This window comes from Pseudoalteromonas sp. SG45-5 (genome assembly GCF_014164085.1).
GTDB lineage: Bacteria > Pseudomonadota > Gammaproteobacteria > Enterobacterales > Alteromonadaceae > Pseudoalteromonas > Pseudoalteromonas aliena.
On record NZ_JACJEM010000031.1, the window covers coordinates 1 to 23,541 of the forward strand.

The 23,541-nt window shown below is 37.5% G+C and carries 20 protein-coding genes; 14 read left to right on the plus strand and 6 right to left on the minus strand.

The annotated features are described in order from the left end of the window. Positions 1–264 precede the first annotated feature (264 nt). Together astB and H5119_RS11375 are read right to left on the minus strand one after the other, a co-directional pair. Positions 265–1,611, minus strand: a complete 1,347-nt coding sequence (gene astB, locus H5119_RS11370; protein ID WP_182702311.1) for an N-succinylarginine dihydrolase — start codon at positions 1,609–1,611, stop codon at positions 265–267. Positions 1,612–2,313: 702 nt separating this feature from the next. Beyond that, positions 2,314–2,748, minus strand: a complete 435-nt coding sequence (locus H5119_RS11375; RefSeq protein ID WP_182702312.1) for a MarR family winged helix-turn-helix transcriptional regulator — start codon at positions 2,746–2,748, stop codon at positions 2,314–2,316. 123 nt (positions 2,749–2,871) lie between these two features. Between H5119_RS11375 and H5119_RS11380 the strand changes: the two genes are divergently transcribed. From H5119_RS11380 to H5119_RS11400, 5 genes are all read left to right on the plus strand, one after another. Further along, complete coding sequence (locus tag H5119_RS11380; RefSeq protein ID WP_182702313.1) at positions 2,872–3,300, plus strand: organic hydroperoxide resistance protein; 429 nt, start codon at positions 2,872–2,874, stop codon at positions 3,298–3,300. Positions 3,301–3,466: 166 nt separating this feature from the next. Then, positions 3,467–3,823: a metalloregulator ArsR/SmtB family transcription factor gene (locus H5119_RS11385; RefSeq protein ID WP_182702314.1), complete on the plus strand. Its 357-nt coding sequence runs from the start codon at positions 3,467–3,469 to the stop codon at positions 3,821–3,823. A gap of 32 nt (positions 3,824–3,855) precedes the next feature. Continuing rightward, a complete protein-coding gene (locus H5119_RS11390) occupies positions 3,856–4,866 on the plus strand; it encodes an ArsJ-associated glyceraldehyde-3-phosphate dehydrogenase (protein WP_182702315.1) in 1,011 nt (336 codons plus the stop codon). 24 nt (positions 4,867–4,890) lie between these two features. Then, positions 4,891–6,117, plus strand: a complete 1,227-nt coding sequence (gene arsJ, locus H5119_RS11395; protein ID WP_182702316.1) for an organoarsenical effux MFS transporter ArsJ — start codon at positions 4,891–4,893, stop codon at positions 6,115–6,117. A gap of 109 nt (positions 6,118–6,226) precedes the next feature. Continuing rightward, on the plus strand, positions 6,227–8,347 hold the full coding sequence (locus H5119_RS11400; RefSeq protein ID WP_182702317.1) for a methyl-accepting chemotaxis protein: 2,121 nt from the start codon (positions 6,227–6,229) through the stop codon (positions 8,345–8,347). A gap of 84 nt (positions 8,348–8,431) precedes the next feature. Here the strand turns inward: H5119_RS11400 and H5119_RS11405 are convergent, their stop codons facing one another. After that, complete coding sequence (locus tag H5119_RS11405; protein ID WP_077535536.1) at positions 8,432–9,016, minus strand: TetR/AcrR family transcriptional regulator; 585 nt, start codon at positions 9,014–9,016, stop codon at positions 8,432–8,434. Positions 9,017–9,129: 113 nt separating this feature from the next. Here H5119_RS11405 and H5119_RS11410 point away from each other — a divergent pair, with 113 nt between their 5' ends. Then, positions 9,130–9,672, plus strand: coding sequence for a carboxymuconolactone decarboxylase family protein (locus H5119_RS11410; RefSeq protein ID WP_182702318.1), 543 nt, complete (start codon positions 9,130–9,132; stop codon positions 9,670–9,672). A 61-nt stretch (positions 9,673–9,733) separates the two neighbouring features. Here the strand turns inward: H5119_RS11410 and H5119_RS11415 are convergent, their stop codons facing one another. Beyond that, complete coding sequence (locus tag H5119_RS11415; RefSeq protein ID WP_182702319.1) at positions 9,734–10,267, minus strand: hypothetical protein; 534 nt, start codon at positions 10,265–10,267, stop codon at positions 9,734–9,736. Positions 10,268–10,318: 51 nt separating this feature from the next. On the opposite strand from H5119_RS11415, the gene H5119_RS11420 reads away from it, so the two are divergent. After that, entirely contained in the window at positions 10,319–10,687 is a 369-nt protein-coding gene (locus H5119_RS11420) for a DUF1294 domain-containing protein (RefSeq protein WP_182702320.1), read from the plus strand. A 158-nt stretch (positions 10,688–10,845) separates the two neighbouring features. Here the strand turns inward: H5119_RS11420 and H5119_RS11425 are convergent, their stop codons facing one another. Next, on the minus strand, positions 10,846–11,181 hold the full coding sequence (locus H5119_RS11425; RefSeq protein WP_138584784.1) for a PEGA domain-containing protein: 336 nt from the start codon (positions 11,179–11,181) through the stop codon (positions 10,846–10,848). Between the two features lie 190 nt (positions 11,182–11,371). After that, positions 11,372–13,342, minus strand: a complete 1,971-nt coding sequence (locus tag H5119_RS11430) for a serine/threonine-protein kinase (RefSeq protein WP_182702321.1) — start codon at positions 13,340–13,342, stop codon at positions 11,372–11,374. Between the two features lie 538 nt (positions 13,343–13,880). Here H5119_RS11430 and tagH point away from each other — a divergent pair. Genes tagH through H5119_RS11465 form a run of 7 tightly spaced genes read left to right on the plus strand, consistent with a single transcriptional unit; the run spans position 13,881 to position 23,276 of the window. Then, the gene (tagH, locus tag H5119_RS11435) at positions 13,881–15,134 is read left to right on the plus strand and encodes a type VI secretion system-associated FHA domain protein TagH (protein ID WP_182702335.1); all 1,254 of its coding nucleotides are present in this window, start codon (positions 13,881–13,883) and stop codon (positions 15,132–15,134) included. A gap of 14 nt (positions 15,135–15,148) precedes the next feature. Then, entirely contained in the window at positions 15,149–15,613 is a 465-nt protein-coding gene (gene tssJ / locus H5119_RS11440; protein WP_077535543.1) for a type VI secretion system lipoprotein TssJ, read from the plus strand. Positions 15,614–15,626: 13 nt separating this feature from the next. Then, the gene (gene tssK, locus H5119_RS11445; RefSeq protein WP_138584786.1) at positions 15,627–16,955 is read left to right on the plus strand and encodes a type VI secretion system baseplate subunit TssK; all 1,329 of its coding nucleotides are present in this window, start codon (positions 15,627–15,629) and stop codon (positions 16,953–16,955) included. 20 nt (positions 16,956–16,975) lie between these two features. Further along, positions 16,976–18,256, plus strand: coding sequence for a type VI secretion system protein TssL, long form (gene tssL / locus H5119_RS11450; protein ID WP_182702322.1), 1,281 nt, complete (start codon positions 16,976–16,978; stop codon positions 18,254–18,256). A 10-nt stretch (positions 18,257–18,266) separates the two neighbouring features. Then, positions 18,267–21,776 (plus strand): type VI secretion system membrane subunit TssM, encoded by a 3,510-nt coding sequence (gene tssM / locus H5119_RS11455; protein WP_182702323.1) that lies wholly within the window; start codon positions 18,267–18,269, stop codon positions 21,774–21,776. Then, positions 21,758–22,486, plus strand: a complete 729-nt coding sequence (gene tagF / locus H5119_RS11460; protein WP_182702324.1) for a type VI secretion system-associated protein TagF — start codon at positions 21,758–21,760, stop codon at positions 22,484–22,486. The genes tssM and tagF overlap by 19 nt, the downstream gene beginning before the upstream one ends. Then, the gene (locus tag H5119_RS11465; protein ID WP_138584789.1) at positions 22,479–23,276 is read left to right on the plus strand and encodes a PP2C family serine/threonine-protein phosphatase; all 798 of its coding nucleotides are present in this window, start codon (positions 22,479–22,481) and stop codon (positions 23,274–23,276) included. Before tagF ends, H5119_RS11465 begins: the two co-directional genes overlap by 8 nt. The last annotated feature ends 265 nt before the right edge of the window (positions 23,277–23,541 follow it).

The window sequence follows — 23,541 nt, forward strand, 5'->3', positions numbered from 1 at the left end:
AAATTGCACTATAACGTCGTTAAAAATTTTTTATTTAGAACAACTAGATACAAAAATTTTTGCCTAGTTCTAGCGTAATTTTCTTAACGTTAAATAGACCCCATATATAAGCAGATTGGTATAACCAAGTCTACTGGGCTTATAAACCTCGGCTGTGAATAAACCTTCCTGAATTAAACCAATTTAAATCCACAAAGCTCAACGCAGCTGCGTATAAATAAACATAGCGAGGTTTGGCTCGCTATGTTTTTGTTCGCTTTAGTATTAGCCTTCTAGTTGAAAGTCGTACACTGAACCTAAATTAAGCAGCTGTGTAAGTTCATCAAGTGCTTGGTAACTTTCGGTTAATAGGGCTGAGTCTGCAAAGTCACTCGCGCCTAGTTTGTCGCGGTAGTTACGTTTTGCCCAGTCACACAGCTGTGTGTATTTAGTATCCGTTAAAATAACGTCTGGGTTTACTGCAGCGAGTTCTTGCTCGTTAAGGGCTACGCGTAAACGCAAGCATGCAGGGCCGCCGCCATTTTGCATACTTTGGCGTAAATCAAAAAACTGTACTTGGTTGACTGGGTTATCAGCCATAATCATTTCTTCAATGTAGGCATTGACTGCACTGTTGCGCTTACACTCTTGTGGTGCAACTAATAACATTGAACCATCATCAAGGCTCACTAGTTGGCTATTAAATAAGTAACTACTTACTGCATCGTTAATACTCACTTTATCGCTTGGTACTTCAATAATGTAAAACTCTTTACTGCCCACATACGCGTCGCGAATATCTTGCAGTGCCAAAGCTTGGTTTAAAAATGCTTGCTGGTGGCACAGTAATACATTGGCGTTACCGACTGCAATTACATCGTTATGAAACACACCTTGGTCTATTACGTCTGGATTTTGCTGTAGTAAAATTTGGCTTGAATCTTTTAAGTTATGTAAGCGACAAATTGCTTCTGAGGCTTCAAGCGTTTGCCTTGCAGGAAATTTAGCTGGTTTTGGTAATTGGCTGTTAAACGCGCTGGCACCAAATACGAACATTTCAAGACCTTGCTCGCCGTGGCTGTCACAAAAACGAGTATGGTTTGCCGCACCTTCGTCGCCAAAAAAGCCTTGGTCTGGCAAATGGGTATGGTGCGCAAAGTATTTGTCGTTATTAAACATCGCTTTTAATAAGCGTGTAGTGGTTGCAGGCTCTAATGAACGATGAAACTTATTATTTAAATTAGCTGAAGTAAAATGTACTTTGCCGTCGGTTGTATCGGGAGATGGTGATACCGTCGCGGCATTAGCTGTCCACATTGCAGACGCTGAATAACACGCGCGTAATAAAATAGGATCTGCTTTAAATGCTTTGTGGATTACTTGAGCATCGTTGCCTGTAAAGCCTAAGCGGCGCAGTACGTTTAAGTCGGGGCGCGCATGGGGTGCAAATACACCTTGAGTTAGGCCTTTGTCGTGCATGGCTTTCATTTTTTCAAGGCCTTGCAGTACTGCCTCTTGAGGATTTGAAAAGCTTGCTGCGTTATTTAACGAGGCAACATTACCATACGATAAACCAGCGTAGTTGTGGGTAGGACCAACTAAACCATCAAAATTAACTTCCAAAGCGTGCATACACGTTCCAACTAAAAATTTTCAATAGGATGCCACAATACAACGCAATCGGGCTGCTTGCAAAGTTATAAGTACAGTGTTTTTATTGATTTTTGATGTTTTTAAATGTGGGGTTTATTGCAAGGGGGTTGTTTTTATATTGAGCGGTTAATTTGAGTTTAATAAAAAATGTACGCATAAATTTCATAGTGCGCAAAAGCTCAGCCTAAAGTAAGTTTATACAACTAAGCTTTAAGCCAAGCCTTTACACAATGCGATGTTACTTAACATAGGCGCGCTCTTTTTCAGCCGTGGTATGGGTATTTGTAGGGTCGTTAACTTGCCAAACGCTAATGTCTAAACGCCATAAGAGGTAAAGGGTATGGTATAAGTTGAACATGATTTTTCCTTGGTATTTTCACTGAACACATCAGTTTATAGGAAGAAGTATGCCAACATTAACTTGAATATTTTATGAATAAAAATCAAGTGTTTAGTATTTAAGTGCAAAAATATACTTAAGGGTTAGCACCAAAGCGGTGAAGTATTTTTAAAATATGCACCAGTGTGGTGTTTCTTTAGCAAAAAGCTCTGCAACTATTGGGTTACTTAAATGTGCAAGTCTTTTTAAAAAATGTAGTCACTTAAAAAGTAGATTAGCGGCCTATTTTTTATATGCACCAACAAAAGTAATTTTTTCATATGAGTCATTTTAATTAAAGCTTAATCGGCTAAGTCGTTTACTACTAAATCGAGCAGCTGCATTAACCGCTTCGCTTGTGTTGCATCTACACTATCAAATTTACATAAAATGTTTTTAGGAATATCGGCTGCTTTTAATTTAAGCGATTGGCCATGCTGGGTTAGCTGCACTAGGCGTTTGCGTTTGTCGTGCTCATCTTTAATAACAGCAAGTAGTGATTTGTCTGTCATTTTTTTGAGTATTTGGGTCATAGCTCCGCCGTCGATCGCGGTTTTATCTATCAGCTCTGCAATTGTTATTTCGTCTTGCTCCCACAGCGCCATCATTACTACGTATTGCGGGTAAGTTAAATTTAGCTCGTTTAAAGGCTCGCGATACGCACGCGCAATGCTGTTAGATGCCATGTATAACCGATGGCATAACTGATTTTTTAACTTTAATTGCTCAAACGACATAACTTTATCCTTTATTTCGATACATGTTATTTTAATTTGCACGCAAAGTATTTGCAATCTCTAATTACTTAATCTATTATTTTGCACACAAACTAAATTGATTACTAAACTTTGGAGTTCATTATGAATGTATTACAAAACGTAGCTTACACAGCAAAAGCAACTGCAACTGGCGGACGCGAAGGCGCAGCTAAATCTGATGATGGCCGTTTAGATGTAAAACTATCAACACCTAAAGGTTTAGGCGGTGATGACGGACAAGGCACTAACCCAGAGCAATTATTTGCCGCAGGTTATGCAGCATGTTTTATTGGCGCACTTAAATTTGTAGCGGGTAGCGAAAAAATAGATTTACCAAGCGATACACATATTAATTCAGAAGTGTCTATTGGCGCGATTGAAGGCGGTTTTGGTATTGCCGTAAAACTGGCTGTATCACTAGGTGATATGGATAAAGCAGCAGCGCAAGAGCTTGTAGATAAAGCGCATCAAGTATGCCCATATTCAAACGCAACACGTGGCAATATTGAAGTAGAGCTTTCAGTTATTTAATAGCTAACTGATATAATATTTAAAAAGCACACAACGATAAGTAGTCGTTGTGTGCTTTTTTGCGTTTTAAAGCAAAATAATTTAAATATACAAATAATCGTATATTCAATATTCCATATATTCTGTTTTTGTTTTATTGTATGTGCACTAACACTGCGAGGACACTATGGAACAATTCAATCCACTTCAATTTTATAAATGTCTAGCGGACGATACGCGTTTAAAAGCAATGCTCCTAATTAGCCACGAAAAAGAACTGTGTGTATGCGAACTGGTTGCTGCACTTGAGCTAAGTCAGCCTAAAGTGTCTCGCCATTTAGCACAGTTAAGACAATGCGGATTATTGAGTGACCGCAAACAAAATCAATGGGTGTATTACAGCATTAATAAAGCCCTGCCAGAATGGGCTAAAAATGTATTAACGCAAACGCTTACTGCTAACCCTTCATTTTATGAAAATGATTTAACGCGCTTAAACGCTATGGGTAATCGCCCTGAACGTATTACTAGCTGCTGTAACTAACTAATAAATTAACTTATTAAAGGTATTTAATTATGACTATTAAAGTAGGTATCAACGGTTTTGGCCGTATGGGGCGTTTAACACTGCGTGCAGCAGTTGGTTGGCCTGAAATAGAGTTTATTAAAGTAAATGATGTAGCGGGCGATGCTAAAACACACGCACATTTAATTGAGTTTGACTCAGTACACGGGCGCTTAGCACAACAGGTTTCTAGTGATGATAATAGCTTTAGCGTGGGTAAACACACGATTGCGGTAACCAATAACAAAGGCATAAGTGAAACTGATTGGTCAGATTGCGATGTAGTAATAGAAGCCAGCGGTAAAATGAAAACCACTGAGCTGTTAAATCAATATTTAGAACAAGGTGTTAAGCGCGTTGTAGTAACGGCGCCTGTAAAAGAAAACGGTATATTAAATGTAGTAATGGGTGTAAACGATGACCTTTTTAACGCAAAGGAGCATAAAATTGTTACGGCTGCTTCTTGCACAACTAATTGTTTAGCACCAATAGTAAAAGTACTGCAAGAAAAAGTGGGTATTAAACACGGCTCAATGACCACGATTCACGATATTACTAATACTCAAACGATTATTGATGCCCCTCATAAAGATTTACGCCGTGCGCGTTCGTGCGGTACAAGTTTAATACCTACTACAACCGGTAGTGCAACGGCTATTACACATATTTTCCCCGAGCTTAAAGGTAAATTAAACGGCCATGCTGTGCGTGTACCTCTTACTAACGCGTCAATTACCGATTGTGTTTTTGAGCTTGAACGGGGTGTTACACAAGATGAAGTAAACACCTGGTTTAAAAACGCTGCAAATAATGAGCTAAAAGACATTTTAGGCTACGAAGAAAGACCGCTTGTATCTATAGATTACAAAACAGATCCACGTAGCTGCACCATAGATGCCCTTTCAACTATGGTAATTAACAACACTCAGCTTAAATTATATGCTTGGTATGATAACGAGTGGGGTTATGCAAACCGTACTGCTGAGCTAATGCTTAAAGTTGCAAAAAGTGATTTAGTTTAATCTCATTTAAAAAGGTTTAACGTTATGTTTGCGCAGTTGGCTAACTTACCAAGTTCTATAAAACAATATTTAATAATTACTGGTAACTATTGGGCATTTACTTTAACCGATGGTGCACTGCGCATGCTGGTGGTGCTGTATTTTCATCAGTTAGGTTATGGTGCATTTGCAATAGCCATGTTGTTTTTGTTTTATGAAATTTTTGGTGTGATCACTAATTTAGTAGGTGGTTGGCTTGGCGCGTATTTAGGGTTGAACAAAACCATGAATGTAGGGCTTGGGCTACAACTTGTAGCTTTAGCCATGCTTTGCGTGCCAGGGGATTGGCTAACTGTTGCCTATGTTATGGCAGCACAAGCACTGAGTGGCATAGCTAAAGACTTAAATAAAATGAGCGCAAAGAGCGCCATTAAGTATTTAGTACCACAAGACGATGCAGGGCAAAGCCAATTATATAAATGGATTGCCATACTTACCGGCTCTAAAAATGCCTTAAAAGGGGTGGGCTTTTTTTTAGGCGGATTACTGCTTACTGTATTTGGCTTTGTAGGTGCGCTAGTAAGCTTAATAGCTTTACTCAGTGTTGCGTGGGTTATTAGTTTAATTTTTTTAAAAGGCGATATTGGTAAAGCTAAAAACAAACCTAAGTTTAAAGAGTTATTTTCTAAATCCCGGGCAATAAACTTACTTAGTGCAGCGCGCTTATGCTTGTTTGCGGCGCGCGATGTGTGGTTTGTCGTTGCATTACCGGTTTACTTAGCCGCTCAGTTTAACTGGGATCACTGGTGGGTAAGCGGCTTTATGGCTTTGTGGGTTATTGCTTATGGGCTGGTGCAATCGCAAGCACCGCGAATAACGGGGCAAAGTGATTCAAATTCACATTCAGTCAAAAAAGCGTATTGGTGGGTTGCTTTATTAAGTGGCGTAACTGGCATTTTAGCGTTGTTGATGCAATTTGATGTAGCGGTACATTTTACGCTTGTAATCGGCTTACTTATTTTTGGTGGTGTATTTGCTGTAAATTCATCGCTGCATAGTTACTTAATAGTAAGTTTTGCTAAAAACGATGGGGTGTCACTCGACGTTGGCTTTTATTATATGGCCAATGCAATGGGGCGTTTGCTTGGTACGGTGCTTTCTGGTTGGGTATTCCAAATTTATGGGCTGGTGGCATGTTTATGGGTAAGTGTGTGTTTACTCACAACTGCAACCTTAATCACCTTTTTTCTTAATAAAATTAGGTTAAATTAGCGCAATTATCTTAAATGTAGTTTTAGTTTAATAGTTTAGCTAATTTAGCTAGTATGATTTGGCAATTAGTCTAGACTGAAAGTAACTACGTAAAAGGAAGGTAAATTTAATGCGGGAAATAGCGCTAGCAAAAAAGTTATTGTGGATCAGTGTGGGTGGAATACTACTTACTGTTATCGTTTTATCGACTATTTTGTGGTCTGAGCTTTCATCAAGCAATGCTAAGTTGTCAATTGAAGCAGAACAATTAATTGTCACAGAAGTCGATGAAAAGCTAACAGCAAAAGCCGCTTCATACGGTGAGCAAATTGCCGCTTTTATAAATGAGGTATACCGAGTTCCTTTTTCTTTAGCCTCTATTTTAGGTGAATCAGCAGAAAAAAACGCGTTGAGCCGTGACTCTGCCGTGCTATTAAATAGATCGCTTATCACCGACAATGATTTGCTATCTTCTATCTATTCTCAATTTGAAAAAAATGGCTTTGACAACAGTGACGCTAACTTCACTAGCGGCTTTCCTCATTCAGTAAAAGGCGTAGGGACGCTAGAAATTTATTTTACGCGTAGTAAACAAGGTGTTGTTAAGCAACAAGTTGTAGATGATGCGAGTGAAAAATATATAACTAAACTTAATGAGTTTGGTTTGCGCGAAGCAGAGTGGTATTTATGTGCTAAGGATAGTGAAAAGCCATGCATCATGGAGCCTTATTTATACGAGATATCCCCCGGTTATTCTGAAATGATGACCTCTCTTACAGTGCCAATAATGAGGTCGGGCCAATTTATAGGATTAGCTGGTGCAGACATTACCTTACCTGTTTTTCAATCTTTAACCGAAAAGTTATCAGAAGAATTATACAACGGTAAAGCAAAAGTAACTTTGTTAAGTAGCTTAAATTTAATCGTTGGTAGTAGTCATTATAAAGATAAGCTCGGGCGTCCTTTTAAAGAAGCAATTAATGACTCTGTAAACAAAAATTTTGAGAGCTTAGATGGCGAAGGAGGAGTCTATAAATCTGGAAATGACATTTTAGTTTCATATCCTATTAAAATTAAATTAGCCGATGCAAGCTGGACGTTACTAATTGAGGTGCCTGCAGATTTAGCATTAGCTGGACCGGTTACTTTAACTAATAACATGTCAGAAATGGCCAAGTATCTTGGTTTATTAATCTTAGTATCAGGCTCAGTAATTGCTGTTATTGCTTTTATTGTCATGAAATTGGTTGTTAGTAGTGTGGTTGCCCCTTTAGAGCAGATCCAACAACGAGTTGATAATTTAGCAAGCTCAGAAGGGGATCTTACTCATACTTTAGAAGTTGATACGCATGCTGAGCTAATTGCCCTAGCTGCTGGTTTTAATCGTTTTTTATCTAAATTAAGAGAATTAATAATTCAGTTAAAAGCTGTTTCTGAACAAACAAAACATCAAGGCGAAATTGCATCGCATATCGCCATAGATACTAAGCAAAATGTTCAAGCACAATTTAAAGAGATTGAAAGCGTAGTAACGGCTATGAATGAAATGAGCGCTACGGCACTCGAAGTGGCTAGAGCATCTGAGCAATCGGCGCAACAAGCTGACGAAATCAATGGCTTAGTAGTCAGTAGTGAATCGAGTTTGTCTTCTGCGATGACGCAAGTTAAAACGATGTCAGAAGAAATTAAAGAAGCTAACCAAGCCGTTGAAAAAGTGGCATCGCGTAGTAAAGATATTACACAAATTTTGGATGTGATTCGTACTATTTCAGAGCAAACTAATTTGCTAGCGCTAAATGCTGCTATTGAAGCTGCACGCGCAGGTGAGCACGGTCGTGGTTTTGCTGTTGTAGCTGATGAAGTAAGAGCGCTTGCTTCTAAAACACGTTCATCCACTGATGACATAAGTAAATTAATTGATAGTTTACTTCATGAAGTTGGGAATGCTTCAACGGTTATCGAAAAGGGTGTGGTGCGTGCACAAAGTGCAGTAGAGGAAACATCTGTTGCATTTGATGCATTGCACAGTGTTGTGGTTAAAGTTGATGAGATAACAAATCAAATCACGCACATTGCTACCGCAGCGGAAGAGCAAAGCTTAGTGACAGAAGAGATCAACCGTAATTTAACGCTTATATCTGACGCCGCCTCGCAGTTATCTGACTTATCGGCGCAAGCTGGAGACAGCAGCGAGGTGCTCAACAAGTTGGTCACGCAGCAAGATTCAGAACTTAATAAGTTAAAAACGTAACGTTTGACTCGTGTTAGCATAAATGTAAATGGCAGTGATTAAATCACTGCCATTTACATTTATGCAAATGATTGAGGTGTGAGTTTACAAACTCTTCATAATTTTGAACATTTGATTAATCATAGGTTGAGCTAGCGATTCAACACCGGGACGATTAAAGTAACCGCGTAGCCCAGTAAACTGAACCTCAAAAAATCGTGCATAATCTTGTGCAGGTATATTATTACTCAGCTCATTATTTGCTATTGCTTGCTCAAAGAGAATTGAAAGATAGCTTTCAAATTTATCTGCTAAATCTAAACTAAGTTGATATAGGCGACTGTCTTTCTCGGCAAATTCGCAATTGGCCTTTACCAACATGCAGATTGCACTCGGTATATTTTCTTTTTTTGTGACTACATCCTCAACAAAAATGCGTAAACCATCAAGAATATTATCTGAAGTAGATAAACACTCGTTAATTTGGGTTTGCATTTGTACTGTGTAGTCTTTTAAAGATTCAATATAAAGTCCTTCCTTTGAACCAAAAGCAGAGTAAATACTGCCAGGGCGCATGTTAACTGCTTCTTGCAAATCGCGCGTTGAGGTTGCATGAAAACCTTTTTCCCAAAATAGCTGACTTGCAAGTCGGACAACGGTTTCACGCTCAAACTTTATTTTGTTCGCCATGTCATTTCTCAATTAATTTGAACACTTGCTCAATTTTAACTTGAACAGTCGCTCAAAATCAAATAGTATGTGTTTCGAAGTTACTTAAACCTAATTATTTATTGGAGCTAAACATGGCAGAATTTACTTTATACACAGCAGAAAATGCACCTGAAGAGTCAAAGTCTCTAATGGCTGATTCAGTAGCTGCATTTGGTATGGTCCCTAACTTACATGCAGTAATGGCTGAAGCGCCAACATTACTTAAAGGGTATCAAGTGCTGCATGACTTGTTTCAAAAAACATCGTTTAATGCACAAGAGCTTACTGTAGTATGGCAATCAATTAATGTTGAACATAACTGCCATTACTGCGTGCCTGCACACAGCGCTATAGCAGCTTCAATGAAAGTTGATCAAGATATTGTTGATGCATTGGTAAATCAAACACCACTTGCGGACTCTAAGCTTGAAACACTTCGTGAAACAACATTAGCAATGACACGTGAGCGCGGTGTGATCAGCGATGAGCAAATTGAAAAGTTTTTTGCAGCAGGTTATGGCAAGCAACAACTACTTGAAATCATTGTAGGCTTATCTCAAAAAGTTATGAGTAATTACACTAACCACCTTGCAGATACGCCTGTTGATGAACCATTTAAAAAATACGTAAAATAAATACGATTTTATAAATGACAAAAGGCAGCCTAGGCTGCCTTTTGTCATTTATAAATTGCGGCTATTTAAATTTAACCGTTTTTGTACTACGTGTATAAATACGTTGTTCGGGCTTTGTCCACTCACCTTTTCTTAAGTAAGAGGTCGATACAATAAATTTTTCGTCTTTTAGTTCACTCATAGATTTAACTTTAGTAATTCCTTCTTTACTACCCGTTACATCCTCATAGGCTACAAATTGAGTGGGGCTTAGCACCTTTAATGTGCCTTTAGTGTAAAAACCAGCCGTTGTGAAGTAATAAAAAACGAGTAACTCTTTTTTGCTATCGTAAAAAATCATAGATTCGCCGCCATACTCACCTTCATTAATAGAGTGTGTAGTGCGAATAGCCTTGCCATTGAGTGCTCGTTCCCACTTACCTACATCTTGAATTGGCTTTTCGCCTTGGGCTACTTCAAAGTTAGCTTGCCAAGTACCCAAAAAAGGTTGAAATACAGCTAGTTGTTTATCTAAAGTTAGGTTATTTTCATCTGCGTAACTAAACGTAAATACACACAGGCATAAGGCTAAGAATAGCGTTTTAAAATATGTCATACTTTCACTCTCTTTTTTTAGTTTTATAAAGTTAGTATAGGTGATAATTAATTGATAAAGAAAACTTTAATAACGATAGCGAGCCTTTTTATTATTTTTACTTGGCTAGCTTATACGCTTAATTACACGCTAATTTATGTACCAATCTATATCAGCGTTTTGAGCGCATTAAGCTTTTTAGTATACGCGTGGGATAAACGCAAAGCTAAGCAATCGGTATATAAAAAAGTAAATCGTACACCGGAGCGAACATTGCAGTTAATAGCGCTTTTCGGGGGATGGCCTGGTGCATTAATAGCTCAACAGTTATTGCGTCATAAGTCGCAAAAAAAACGTTTTGTTATTGTGCTGTGGTTATGTATTTTAATTAATATATGCATCTTGGGGTATGCTAACCATTATTTTAAAACACTCTTGTAATACTAATGCATTAATTGAGTGCATATTGGCGTTATAAGTACTCGGAGTCACCACACATAAAAGGGTTGTGAGTTGAATATTTGGTTAGGTAGTAGAGAAGCTAATATACTTTTATAGAAAAGTACATTAGCTAAAAAGATTTATATTGTTTACAGCGATTATTGGCCTGCCGTCGCTTTTTGCAATTGAACAGTGACTACTGTTTTTTTATCAACAACAACCCATTCTCTGTAAGTAATAAATCCTTTTTTACTTACTTCAATATCGTATTTTCCTTCTTCAAGTTCAATTGCATCTTGGTAGATAGGAGAAATATTCATAATGCGAACACGGGCATCGGCTGGGTTAGCGATAACTGTTAATGAAATTGGCGCTACAACTTCTTCAACATCCATAACGACTTCATTAACTACTTGCTCAGTTTCATCAACAGATGAAGTTGTTGAACAACCGCTTAATAAAAGGATGGCTGCAAATGCGCTTAGTTTTTTCATAAATAGTCCATTTAAAAGTATTGAGTGTTTCGAAAATTTTGGAAGAGTAAATGAAGTATTCAACTTGTCGTCCCTAACTCTCGTTTTAAAAAATAGCAACAGTTTAATATGTATCTACTGCTTATTCAATTATTGTCACTTTCGTTATGTAACTCGCAGAGTAATAACTCTACGAGTTGATATGCTTATTTTAAAGTAAATTATCCAAAGATTTAGTGATAGCTTCACTTCTTTCCACTAACTGCTCGGCCGTTTTATACATTCTTTTTTTCATCAATGCATTGGCCATTGTAATATAACGTCTTGATAACTCTTTTCGAAATGAAACTAAAAGAGAAAAGTCGCTTGGAAGTCCAGTTGATTCCAAATTTACTTGCTCTTCAAAAGCTAATAGTGCTTTATGATCGGTTATATTTTCTAGCATTTCATCATAACGTTGAAATCTTGGCAGATAGAACACAACAGCGTCTGATGTTGGGTAAGTGGCTTGTTCTCCCGCATCTAATTTTGTCTGATACGAACTTAACGCATCAATTGCCGACTCTCTTTTTAGTAAATTGGTGAATAGACTTTCAGCTTTTTGTTTATCAGTAAATATAGCCTTACCAACATTTAATAACGCTTTTTGAGATACGACGTCATCTACTTCAATGGCTTGGTTTAAAGCAACTTCAAAATTCTCAAAATGTGTAGGTGAAGGGCGATACACGTAAGTGTTGTCGACTTCGTTGAGATCGCTAATTAGCTGAGGAATACTGTTGTTATCAATTTCGTTGTAACGTGATTGTTCTAATAATAAGTTAATCCTTGATGTAATATCAAAAATTATAGATTGGCGCTCCCTAAGAACACTTTCAAGTTGAACCGAAAGTGTTTCTGAGTCAGGATAATATTCAAGCGCATTAGAATATATAGCAATTATTTCATCAAAGTTTTTAAATTTACTTGTGTTGTTGCTACTGTCGTTTGCTTGGTCAGCAAAGCTTTTCAATATAGTGTCTTGGTTAACTCTCAACAGACCCTGTTTTAACACATTATATTGTGGAGGTATTTCACCTAATCTTTGCAAAATAGCTGGGCCATTCCACGCCATCCAAGTTTCTATTTGTTGATTAATAGCATTAGCATTATCAAGCTTTGCTTCTAGCTGTTTTATATTATTGCCATTGGATAAATTCAATTGACCAGCGATGAGGATCAAAGCAGCTGATACTGCGACGAATACCATAGTTGGCTTTAGATTAGACTTAAGTTTATTTGATATGGGCACTAAAGAGTCGTGCCGTTTCGACGTTTCTAATGAAAGTGCTTTATTTAAACTTCCCCATAACCATAGTGGGCAATTTTTAGGGCGTTTAGCCGTCGTGTCTTTGGGGAGTTTGTCAGCGGCAACACGATTAAATGGATGCTTACTACTAAGTAATTCAAAGGCAATACATGCGTATGAAAACACGTCGTCTCTGAGCGTTGCATCAGCGCCTTTTAACTGCTCAGGACTTGCGTAAGTTGGTGTGTACCCACCAACTACACCTAGCTCAGTATTACTGTTTACTGCGTAGGCATCTTCAATACTTTTATGTTTAGCAATACCAAAATCGAGTACTTTTAAATTACCATTACTGTCAAAAATAATATTAGAAGGTTTAAGATCGTTATGTATTACGCCTCTTGAATGGGCATAATTTAAAGCATCGGCTAGTTGTTCTAAAATAATTTTGGCTTTTTTAAACACCAAACCCGAAGGCTTATTTCGTTTAATGATTTGCTCTAAGGTCTCCCCTTCGATCAGCTCCATTGTAACGTAATATAAGTCACCGTCTGAATCAGCAGAAAAAACTTTAACAATACTAGGGTGAGAGAGTTGCTGTGTTTTTGCTGTCTCGTCTTTTAAAAGAGAAATTGCTTCTTCAGAGTGAGAGAACTCTTCTTGTAAAATTTTGATTGCTACAAATGCTTCTGAGCGAGTCGCATTTTCTAAAAATGTATCTCTAGCTCTATAGATATAACACATTCCGCCTTGACCAATAAGTTCTTCGATCAAATAACGACCTGATATTTTTTTACCTATTAGATTAATTTTATTTTTTGGCGGTGTTCTTTTAAGATTAGAGTCAAGTGAAGCAATTCGAGTTTTATCACTTGAGCTATTGATACTGCTCATCGTAAGTCCTTTTGTTGTGTTAATGTAAATAATCGCATAGGTAAGTTTTTTATTCTTACCAACTTTCCCTCTGATACAGTCCACCATTTTTACAAAATTCTCCCACTATAGCAATGATTCAATTGCCTAATATTTAGATCTAAATCACGTCTTTGTGGCTTCGATGTTGTTTTCAATTTGTAACTAATTTAATGTTTGTAATATTTTATAAAAATCTAACGATCTACCTTGGCGGGTACTTTGAATTTTAAAGAGCAGAGCAGTACTTTGGTTGCTATGGGTGATAATTTTCTAAAGCGTTACATAATGTGTTTTTTTATTAAGATGTTTTTAATAAATAGAATTTAAAATGGCGATACACAGCGTTTTTTTAACAACATATTTTTATAATACTATTTCATTAATAAATTATATATTTCCCGTATTTTTTAGATTAGTAAGATCAAGACAGTGTCCATATATTAATTTCAATGTTGACAATAGTTTCTCTTGTACTTTATCCTAGTGCAATTGAAGATTTATGGGACTAACTTATCAAATGGAACTGATACTAAACATAACTAGTTATCATAGACTCTCACCTGAAATTGAAGCATCTAAGACAACAGAAAATGTACTCACCTTTGGCCGTTCTGAAACATGTGACTGGCACTTTCCCGATCCTGAAAAGATTATATCGAGTAAGCACGGAAGAATAGAAAAAGAAGACGATGCATTTTACGTTTATGACGACTCTACTAACGGTGTTTTTGTCAATTTTGGTGTGACGCCGCTTGGTCAAGGTAATCGACAACGCCTTTCAGATAAAGATGTACTTACTATTGGCGATTTTCAAATTGATGTAAAGTTAGTTGAGCCGCAGGGCGCTGCTACGAGCAATGCTGGTTTGTCTCAACACCGTGATGATTTTATGGGAAATAAGCCTGAGTCATTTTCGCAACCGCATCACTTTACAAACGAATCTCTGTTAGATGAATCTATGCCTGCTGTTGATATGGTACAAGAAAGCTTCTCTGGTGGTAATAATCAAATACCTGAAGATTGGGATGAGTTATCGAGTCTTATGGCTCCTGCATCTTTAGTTGCAGACAAGCCGGTTTTTGAAGAACCTCAAAAACCTGAAATTGCACCCACACCTCCAAAGCAAAATGTAGCGGCTAAAGTTCACACACCAGAGCCATCATCAGCGAAGGCCACTGTGAGCAGTGGCTCCGTGCTATCAGATGCTTTTTTAAAGGGATTAGGCGTTAAAGCCGAATTGCAGGATGCTTTAAATACACAAGAACATTGGTTCGAAATGGGGCAAGGTTTAAATTTATTACTAAACGAGCTTATGGAATCTCTGCGCCAAAGAGCGCATGTAAAAAACCAACTTCGCTTAAATCACACGATGTTTCAGACTAAGCAAAACAACCCTTTAAAATTTTCTGCGGATGTTGATGATGTTATTCAGAATTTATTCATCAGAAATAGTGCAAGCTTCCTTTCCTCTAAAGAATCAATAAAAGAAAGCTTTGTTGATACGCGCAGACACGAACATGCATTATTGGCAGGAGCTGACGGTGTATTGAAAGGAATGTTAGCGCAAGTTTCTCCGCAGCATATAAGTCAACAAGTAAATGATAACGCCAATATACTAAAGATTATACCAGGGCAGATTGATTACAAGTGCTGGAAACTATATGAAAGTTTACATGATGATTTATCGCAAGAAGTGAATACGAAAGGTGCGATGGCGATGTCAGATGACTTCTTAAAAGCATATAACGATAGAATTAAAGAAACGCTCTAGAAAGGAAAGCAATAATGTATAAAGTTAAGCTCTATTTGATGAGTTTTAGTTTACTATTTTTAGTACTCGGTTGCAGTACTGTTAATCAATTGGTTCCGCCTTCAACGGATTTAATTATTAATGTATCCAAGAACGTAAACCCGGATACATCGGATAGACCGTCTCCGGTAGTTATGAAAATTTTTGAACTTAGTTCACGTACTATCTTTGATACGCAGGATTTCTTTAGTCTTTATGATACACCTGAGAAATTACTTGGACCTGACCTAATTAAAAAAGATGAACTTGAATTACAGCCAAACTCAGTGCAAAAATATAAAATGAGTTTAAACAAAAATACTCGTTATGTAGGCGTTGTGGTTGCGTATAGAAATATAGACCAAGCTAGATGGCGATCTGTTATTGAGGTAGATCCAACTGGTTATGACGACATAGATGTTAATGTGGAAGCAATTGCTACATACATGAGAGAGCAATAAAAAGGATTTGTAAATGAGTGACAATACTCGGGTTGCGTGGACTGAAGGGATGTTTTTAAGACCACAGCACTTTCAGCAATCAGATAAACATATTGCGAATGTAATAAAGCAAGTGTGTAGCGGGAATTTGGCCGATCCGTGGGGAATACTTGAAGTAGCAATAGATACTGAATTATTGAATTCAGGTCAATTTGCTATTGAAGCATTATCTGCGATAACTCCAGATCTACTGCCGCTGGATATGCCTCAATCAACCCCATTACCAGAACCTTTGGTAGTAGGCAAAGATGTCTATGATGAGATAGTGTATCTTGCTATACCTGCGTTTAAAAATAGCGGGATTAATATCTCAGCGCCTGAAGAAAATATAGTCACTCGTTACAAATTGCATGATTTGTCTGTAAGTGATGACTTAATTGGCTCTCAATCTCAAGAAATAATCCAAGTTGCGAAAACATTCAGTAAGTTGGTGTTATCCTCAGATGATCACTCTGGTTATATTTTACTTCCTTTAGCGAAAATTTTAGATGTAAGTAGTGAAGGTAGAATAAAGTTAGACACTAAATATATTCCAGCCTCATTGCAGGTTGGACAATGTAAACCTCTTGTTGGATTAGTACGTGAAATAGGTTCGATGATTAAGCAACGCGCAGAAAGTATTGCCGTTAGGCTATGCCAAGGTTATGCCGGAAGTACGTCTGTTGCTGACTTTATTATGCTACAAACACTGAATAAGTATGATGCGGTATTTGAAAACCTATTAACAGTCAATAACCTCCACCCAAATGTATTTTATACGCGGCTTATTGAGCTCGCAGGAGAGTTGTCTACGTTCAGTACGGTCAACAAAAGAGTGCCTAAGCTTCCCAAATACGACCACAAGAATTTAGGACAAGTATTTAGCGAAGTCGTTAATTTCTTATATCAGTCATTAAGTCATGTAATAGAGCAAACAGCGACTGAAATTAAGCTGGAGCAAAGTAAGTTTGGTATTTCATTTGGTGCTTTAAAAGACAAATCGGTGCTTAATTCAGCTCAATTTGTTCTTGCTATCAAAGCAAGTGTGCCACATGAAGAATTACGTAAAATACTCCCGTCACAAATAAAAATTGGCAGTGTTGAAACAATTCGTGATCTTGTAAATAATCAAATTCCAGGAATAACAATTAGTAGTTTACCTACCGCACCTAGGCAAATTCCGTATCATGCAGGCTTTCATTACTTTGAGCTAAATAAGCATGGCGAACACTGGGAAAAACTTCGCTCAAGTGGTGGAATAGCTATTCATTTATCAGGGAATTACCCAGAACTTCAATTAAGCCTTTGGGCTATTAGAACTTAACTTTTAAAGGAAGAGTTTCAATGGACGAAACCATTATAAAACCTCGCCCTGGTAGATTGGGGCGAAATGCACCAAGTATTAATACTGATAGCAATGACGCTGATAAGACCGTAATGTCGGTAGAGCCACCATCAGCTAGACAAGCAAGCAATATTAAAGTATCTATATTTAAAAACCCTCTTTTAGAAGCTGCCACAGATTGTTTTTCATTAGTTATCTCAATTAGTCAGTCAAAGGAGATGACTAATTTAGCAGCACTTAAGCATCGCTGTGTTGAAGCACTAAAGCGCTTTGAAGTTGAAGTTCGAAGCCAAAATCTACCTAAAAATGTGATTAATAATTCTCGCTACTGCTTGTGTGCAATCTTAGATGAATCGGTATTAAATTCAAAGTGGAGTTCAATGGAATGGGCCGATGAAAGCTTATTGTCAACATTCCATAAAGAAACGTTTGGTGGCGAATATTTTTACACTCTTCTTGATGATGCATTGGGTCAACCCGAAAAAAACAAACAGTTTTTAGAGCTACAATACCACTGCCTAAATTTAGGTTTTAAAGGGAAATATAGACTAGATACAGGCGGAGATAATAAAGTCGAAGAGTATCGCTCTCAACTTTATCATCTTTTAAATCAATTAGATGGCCCAGTTAGTAATAAATTATCCCCCAATTGGAAAAGCAGAGTCGCTGCAGGTGTTGAACTAAGAAATCAAGTCCCACTTTGGGTCGTTTTCTCTGTGTTAGGTTTAGTGCTGCTCACTGTTTATTTATTTATTAACATGAGGCTCAATGATGCCGTTTTTTCCGTTAATGAAAAGCTTGCCGTCATTCATCCTCTGGCAAATGACGTATCTATTGATAAAAAAGACCAACAATTACTCGTTTTAGAACAGTTATTACAAACTGAAATAACAATGGGCATTGTCGAAATTAAAAAAAGTAATGATCGTATTCGAATCTCGATTAATAGTGAAAGTCTTTTTAATCAAGGAGATTCAAAATTGCTGCCTTCTTTTCAGCCTATTCTTGAGAAACTCGCACTTAGTTTAGAAGGGACAAAAGGGCGTATATTAATTACGGGTCATACTGATGACACGCCTATTAATACCGATAGATACCCCTCTAATTGGCATCTTTCTTTAGCCAGGGCAACACAAGTCGCTAATTCAATGGCTAAAAGTACAAACCTTAGTGGACGTTTATGGCCAGAAGGTAAAGGTGCTGCAGAGCCAATAGCCAGCAATTCAGATTCAGCTTCTCGGTCATTAAACCGACGAATTGAAATCGATTTATTATTTTAATGGGGCTGACATGAGTTTCTCGCAAAAAATTAAAAAAATGACATACGCGCTTACATCACGCACTGGGATATTAATTATAGGTTTTCTTGCTCTATCATTATTGATCTGGTTTGGCGGTCCATTAATTGCTGTTGCTGATTACGTTCCATTAGAAAGCATAGCCTCAAGATTGTTAACAATATTGCTAGTGCTACTCGTTTTTTCTGTATCAAAAATTTATCGTCTTATGCAACAAAGCAAAAGAGACGAGAAAATGGCTGATGAGCTTATTGACAGTGATGATTCAAATAGCAGTGAAGTTAACGAAGAGATCACAACGTTAAAAGCAAGAATGAACGAAGCGATTGATCTGCTTAAAGATGTTAAGTTATTTAAAGGCAAAAATATTTATCAGCTGCCTTGGTACATAATGATAGGCCCGCCTGGTGCGGGTAAAACAACAGTAATACACAACTCAGGATTAGATTATCCGCTTAAGGATAAGTTAGGAGTTGATTTAGTGCACGGCATAGGTGGCACTAGAAATTGTGATTGGTGGTTTACTAATAAAGCAGTACTGATAGATACAGCTGGCAGATATACAACGCAAAACAGTCATGCAAAGCATGACTCACGAGCATGGGAAGGCTTTTTAGGTTTACTTCGAAAGTACCGCCCACTTAGGCCTATCAACGGTGTCATGATCAGCATGGGTATTTCTGAGCTAATGAGCCAGACCAAGACCGAAAGAAACCTGCATGCTCGCGCAATAAAACAAAGATTACAAGAGCTTCAAAATCAACTTGGAATGACTTTCCCTGTCTATGTTATTTTTTCGAAAGTAGATTTAATTGATGGGTTTAGAGAGTTTTTTGGTGAATTAAGCGAAGAAGAATGTGAACAAGTTTGGGGTGTTACCTTTGAACTTGACCTTGCAAAAGACACCCAAGTTGAAGCTTTTAATAAAGAATTCCATTCGTTGATTTCTAAACTAACAGAAATGCTAAATCGTCGATTGATCAATGAGCGAAATGAAGTAATAAGAGCTAAAATATTTGAATTTCCAAGGCAGCTTAGGGTATTACAAGGTGTTGCTGATGGATTTTTAAAGGAAATATTTACACCTAACGCATATGAAGAATTGCCGATGTTTAGGGGCGTTTACCTAACAAGTGCGACCCAAGAAGGTACACCTTCGAGCTTTTTAAGTGATAGCAATTTAGGAAAATCTGAGCATATAAATCAGTCAAAAAGCTTTTTTATAAAAAATGTTTTAGAAAGTGTTATTTTTCCTGAGCAGAACTTAGCCAGCACTAATAAACACCATGATAAGCAAAATAAATGGTTACGCATTGTGAGCATTACCTTTGCCTGCCTAGCGTTATTTGGCTTTTCAATTTCTTGGTATTTTAGTTTTGCGTGGAATAGTAATTTAATTTCTGCAACAGAAGAAGCCATTGTTACCTATCAAGAACTTGATTCGGCTTCTTTTGATCGTAATAACCTACTTGTTCTCAATGATAGACTCAATGCTTTGAGAAATTTACCTGCAAGTGGGCCGCTTGTAAGCGAGTTACAAGAGTCGTCATCGTTTGGCTTTAATAAGTTAAGCGAAATAAAAGAGTCGTCGGTTAACGCTTATGATCGCTCTTTACAAACGTATCTAGAACCTTTTGTAGGCAATACATTAATTAAAGAAATGGAAGCTCACCCGGAGCACCTGAGCTATTTATATGAAACATTAAAATGCTATTTAATGCTATTTCAGCCTGAATACTTCGAAAGCGAAGATATTACGGCGTGGTTTAATGCTTATTTAGAAAGAAACTTACCTGGTGATAAAAATATGCAAACCAGGGATGAGTTAATGGGCCATATTTCTGCATTATTAAACAAAGGCATCACTCAAAGTGACATCGATAATCAAGCTGTGCGTACAGCTCGTAGTGAGCTAACTAAACTACCGATAGCAGAGAGAGCATATCAACGGCTTCAAGCTGATTTTCTTAACAGCAGTATTCCGCCGTTTAGACTCACTGACATTATTAGTTTTGAAAGCGCTCAAAAGTTTACTTTTCGTAACAATGGTGAGCTCACCAGAAGTATACCTGGTTTGTACACGTTTAACGGTTTCCACGGTATTTTCAACGTTGAAAAAAGTAAAATGCTCGGTAATTTAATGGCCAGTAGCTGGGTTTATGGTGAAGAAGCATCGGGCACTTATGACATATCTAAAGACGAAATTGAGAAAAAATTAGAGCAACGTTACTTCCAAGATTATATTTATTATTGGCAGTCATTTTTGGATGATTTGAGTCTTAATCAGTATAGTTCGCCTGCTGAAGGGGTTAATGTTACAGATGTACTCGCGGGCTCTGAAGCACCAATCAAAAACATCATCGCAGCGGTCCAAAAAAATGTTCAATTAACTAAATTACCTGTATCAGAAAACCAGAAGGTCGCAGGTAAAGTTGCCGGTAATGCCGCTAAAATTGCACTGCAAACTAAGGCGAATCGGATCAAGCGATTTTTACCTGATGAGGCACCCACGTTTGATATTAAATTACCGGGCCATCAGGTTGAAGAGGCATTTGAAGAGGTGATAGCAATTGACTCGCAACAATTAGATAATATTCAAAAAAACCTTAGAGAGCTTAATGTCTATTTAACCAAGCTTGACCGAGGCGATCAGCTAAAAGATTCAATAAAAGATCAAATTAGCGGTAAAAGTAAGCCTAGCTTTATACGTCAATTAGAATTTCAGAGTCGTGATTTACCGTACCCGTTTAATAGCTGGTTGTTAGACATAAGCCGAGATACAAGCAATATCACTAAAAATAGTGCAAACAGACACTTAAATGAAATTTGGAAGAGTAAAGTGTTAAGAGAATACAACGCTGCAATTGTTGGCAGGTACCCTTTTGCACCGCAGGCTGATAAAGAAGTGAACATGAAAGACTTTACTCGCTTTTTTGGCCCAAATGGCACAATTGACTCTTTCTTTAATAGTTACGTTGCACCGAGTGTTGATATAAGTTCAAGTCCTTGGAAGTTCGAAAAAGATATTGGTATTGGTAATGAAGCACTAAAAATGTTTGAACACGCTTACCAAATTCAAACCGCATTTTTCGACCGTGGTAGTGATACACCAAGGATTGAATTTGGGTTACGCCCACTTGAACTTGACCGTACCGTATCTAGCTTAATGATAGAAATTGATGGCCAGTCTATGACGTATCGTCATGGCCCGTTAAAAGTAACTAACTTTATTTGGCCTGGCGCTTCAGGACAAAGTAAAACAAGAGTTGTATTTACTCCTCCAAGTGGTGGACGTTCTATTAACACGACTTATCAAGGTGAGTGGTCACTTTATAGAATGCTTGATGAACTTAGCGAAAAAAGAAGTGAAACACGTAAAGATCTAAAGCTGCATTTCTCATTAATGGGAAATAATGCAAAAGTAGAGCTCTTGCCTAAGTCAATTAGACACCCATTTTGGAATTCAAGTGTAGAGAAGTTTTCATGTCCGACGCGATTATAAATATTGGTTACTTAGGCAAAGTGCCTTGTTTAGGTGACTTTGTTCAAGATAATGTCTCTAAAGACTTCTCAAAGCATTGGGAGCAATGGCTGCAAGCAGCCATTGCTGTTAGCAAAGAGCAACTTGGGGATGTATGGCAAGATAGTTATTTAACAGGTCCTGTTTGGCATTTTGCTTTGAGCCCAAATATAGTAGGCGATAAAGGCGTTATGGGGACATTGCTCCCAAGTATGGATGCAGTTGGCAGACATTATCCTTTTACGGTTTTGAGTACTACAGACAATAACCCTATTGATATCTTAAATTCAGGCGTTTTTTCACTTGAATATGAAGATGTAGTTTTAAAAGTTTTAGACGGTTCGGTCGATCTTTTTTCATGGCGAAAAGAGGTCTCTAAAACGATTAAAATCGCAGCTTGTGAAAACAAGCAAGTGACTTACTCCCACTCTGTTGATAAAAATAAAGATGGTGAAGCTTTTGAATTTTCAGGAACAGAACTGAGCAGTGATGTTTTGAAAGATGCGATGCATGCATTATTGTATAAAAAGCATGGTGAATACAGTGTTTGGTGGACACATGGCTCTTGTAATATAAAGCCCATGGTACTGATAACTTCAGCATTACCTCCTATAAATCAAGTTGCGGCAATGTTAGATGGAAGATGGAAGCATTGGGAATGGAATTACACACAGGTAAAAAATAGTGATTAGCAATTTTAATACAAGTTACGCAATTACTCACCGAGGTGTTGTAAGACAGCTCAATGAAGATTCCCATGTAGAGATAAACAGCCATAACTTATGGGTTGTGGCTGATGGAATGGGGGGACATGAGGCCGGCGAGGTTGCAAGTCAGTTAGTTGTTGACGTAATTAGAGCAAAAGTACAAGAGCGCGACTTAAAAGACTTAACTGTTTCTCACATTGTAAGTGCGATAGAAGAGGCAAATAAACAACTAAACGATTACAGCTCCCAGTATCTCGAAAACAAAACAGCGGGTAGTACCGTTACAGCATTATTTGTCAAAGATGGAAAGTATTATATTTTGTGGGTAGGCGATAGCAGAGCTTACTTGCTGCGCAATGGAGTACTTACGCAAGTATCAAGAGATCATAGCCAAGTTAATGATTTAATTGATGAAGGGATTATTTCTGTAGAGGAGGCTAAAGATCACCCTCTATCGAATGTAATAACGCGAGCTGTGGGTGTAATGGAAAACGTAAACGTTGATGTTATTCAAAATGACATTAAAACGGGCGATCTTTTCTTACTTTGTTCTGATGGACTAACAGGCGAGTTGTCTGATGATGAAATATGTTTATCATTAGAGCCAAGCAGTATTATTGACTCAGGAATGGCCTTAATGCACTCCTCTTTAGTGCGAGGTGCTCGAGATAATGTAACGTGTATTATTGTTAAATATGATGAGACTAAAAGTAATCAGCATAGTGAAACCTTTAATATTCAAGATGAAGCGACAATCCCTTTATTTACTAAATAACCTGAACTCTGGATAATAAATCTATCTCGAGCAGCTATTTTCAGCGCTAACTGCGTTGAATTTACTTGCAATAGGCCCGCTATTGACGCGTAAATTCGGCTTGTTTTCACTGAAAATTTCTGGCTAGAGAAAAATAAATTTAAATATCACTATGATTCAATACGTTAGTAAGTCTCTTAACCAGAGTTTAGGTTAAATAATCAGATTTGAGGTTAAATAGTTTGTTTACTGGCATAAAGTTTTTTAAAATAGGCGCTATAAACGG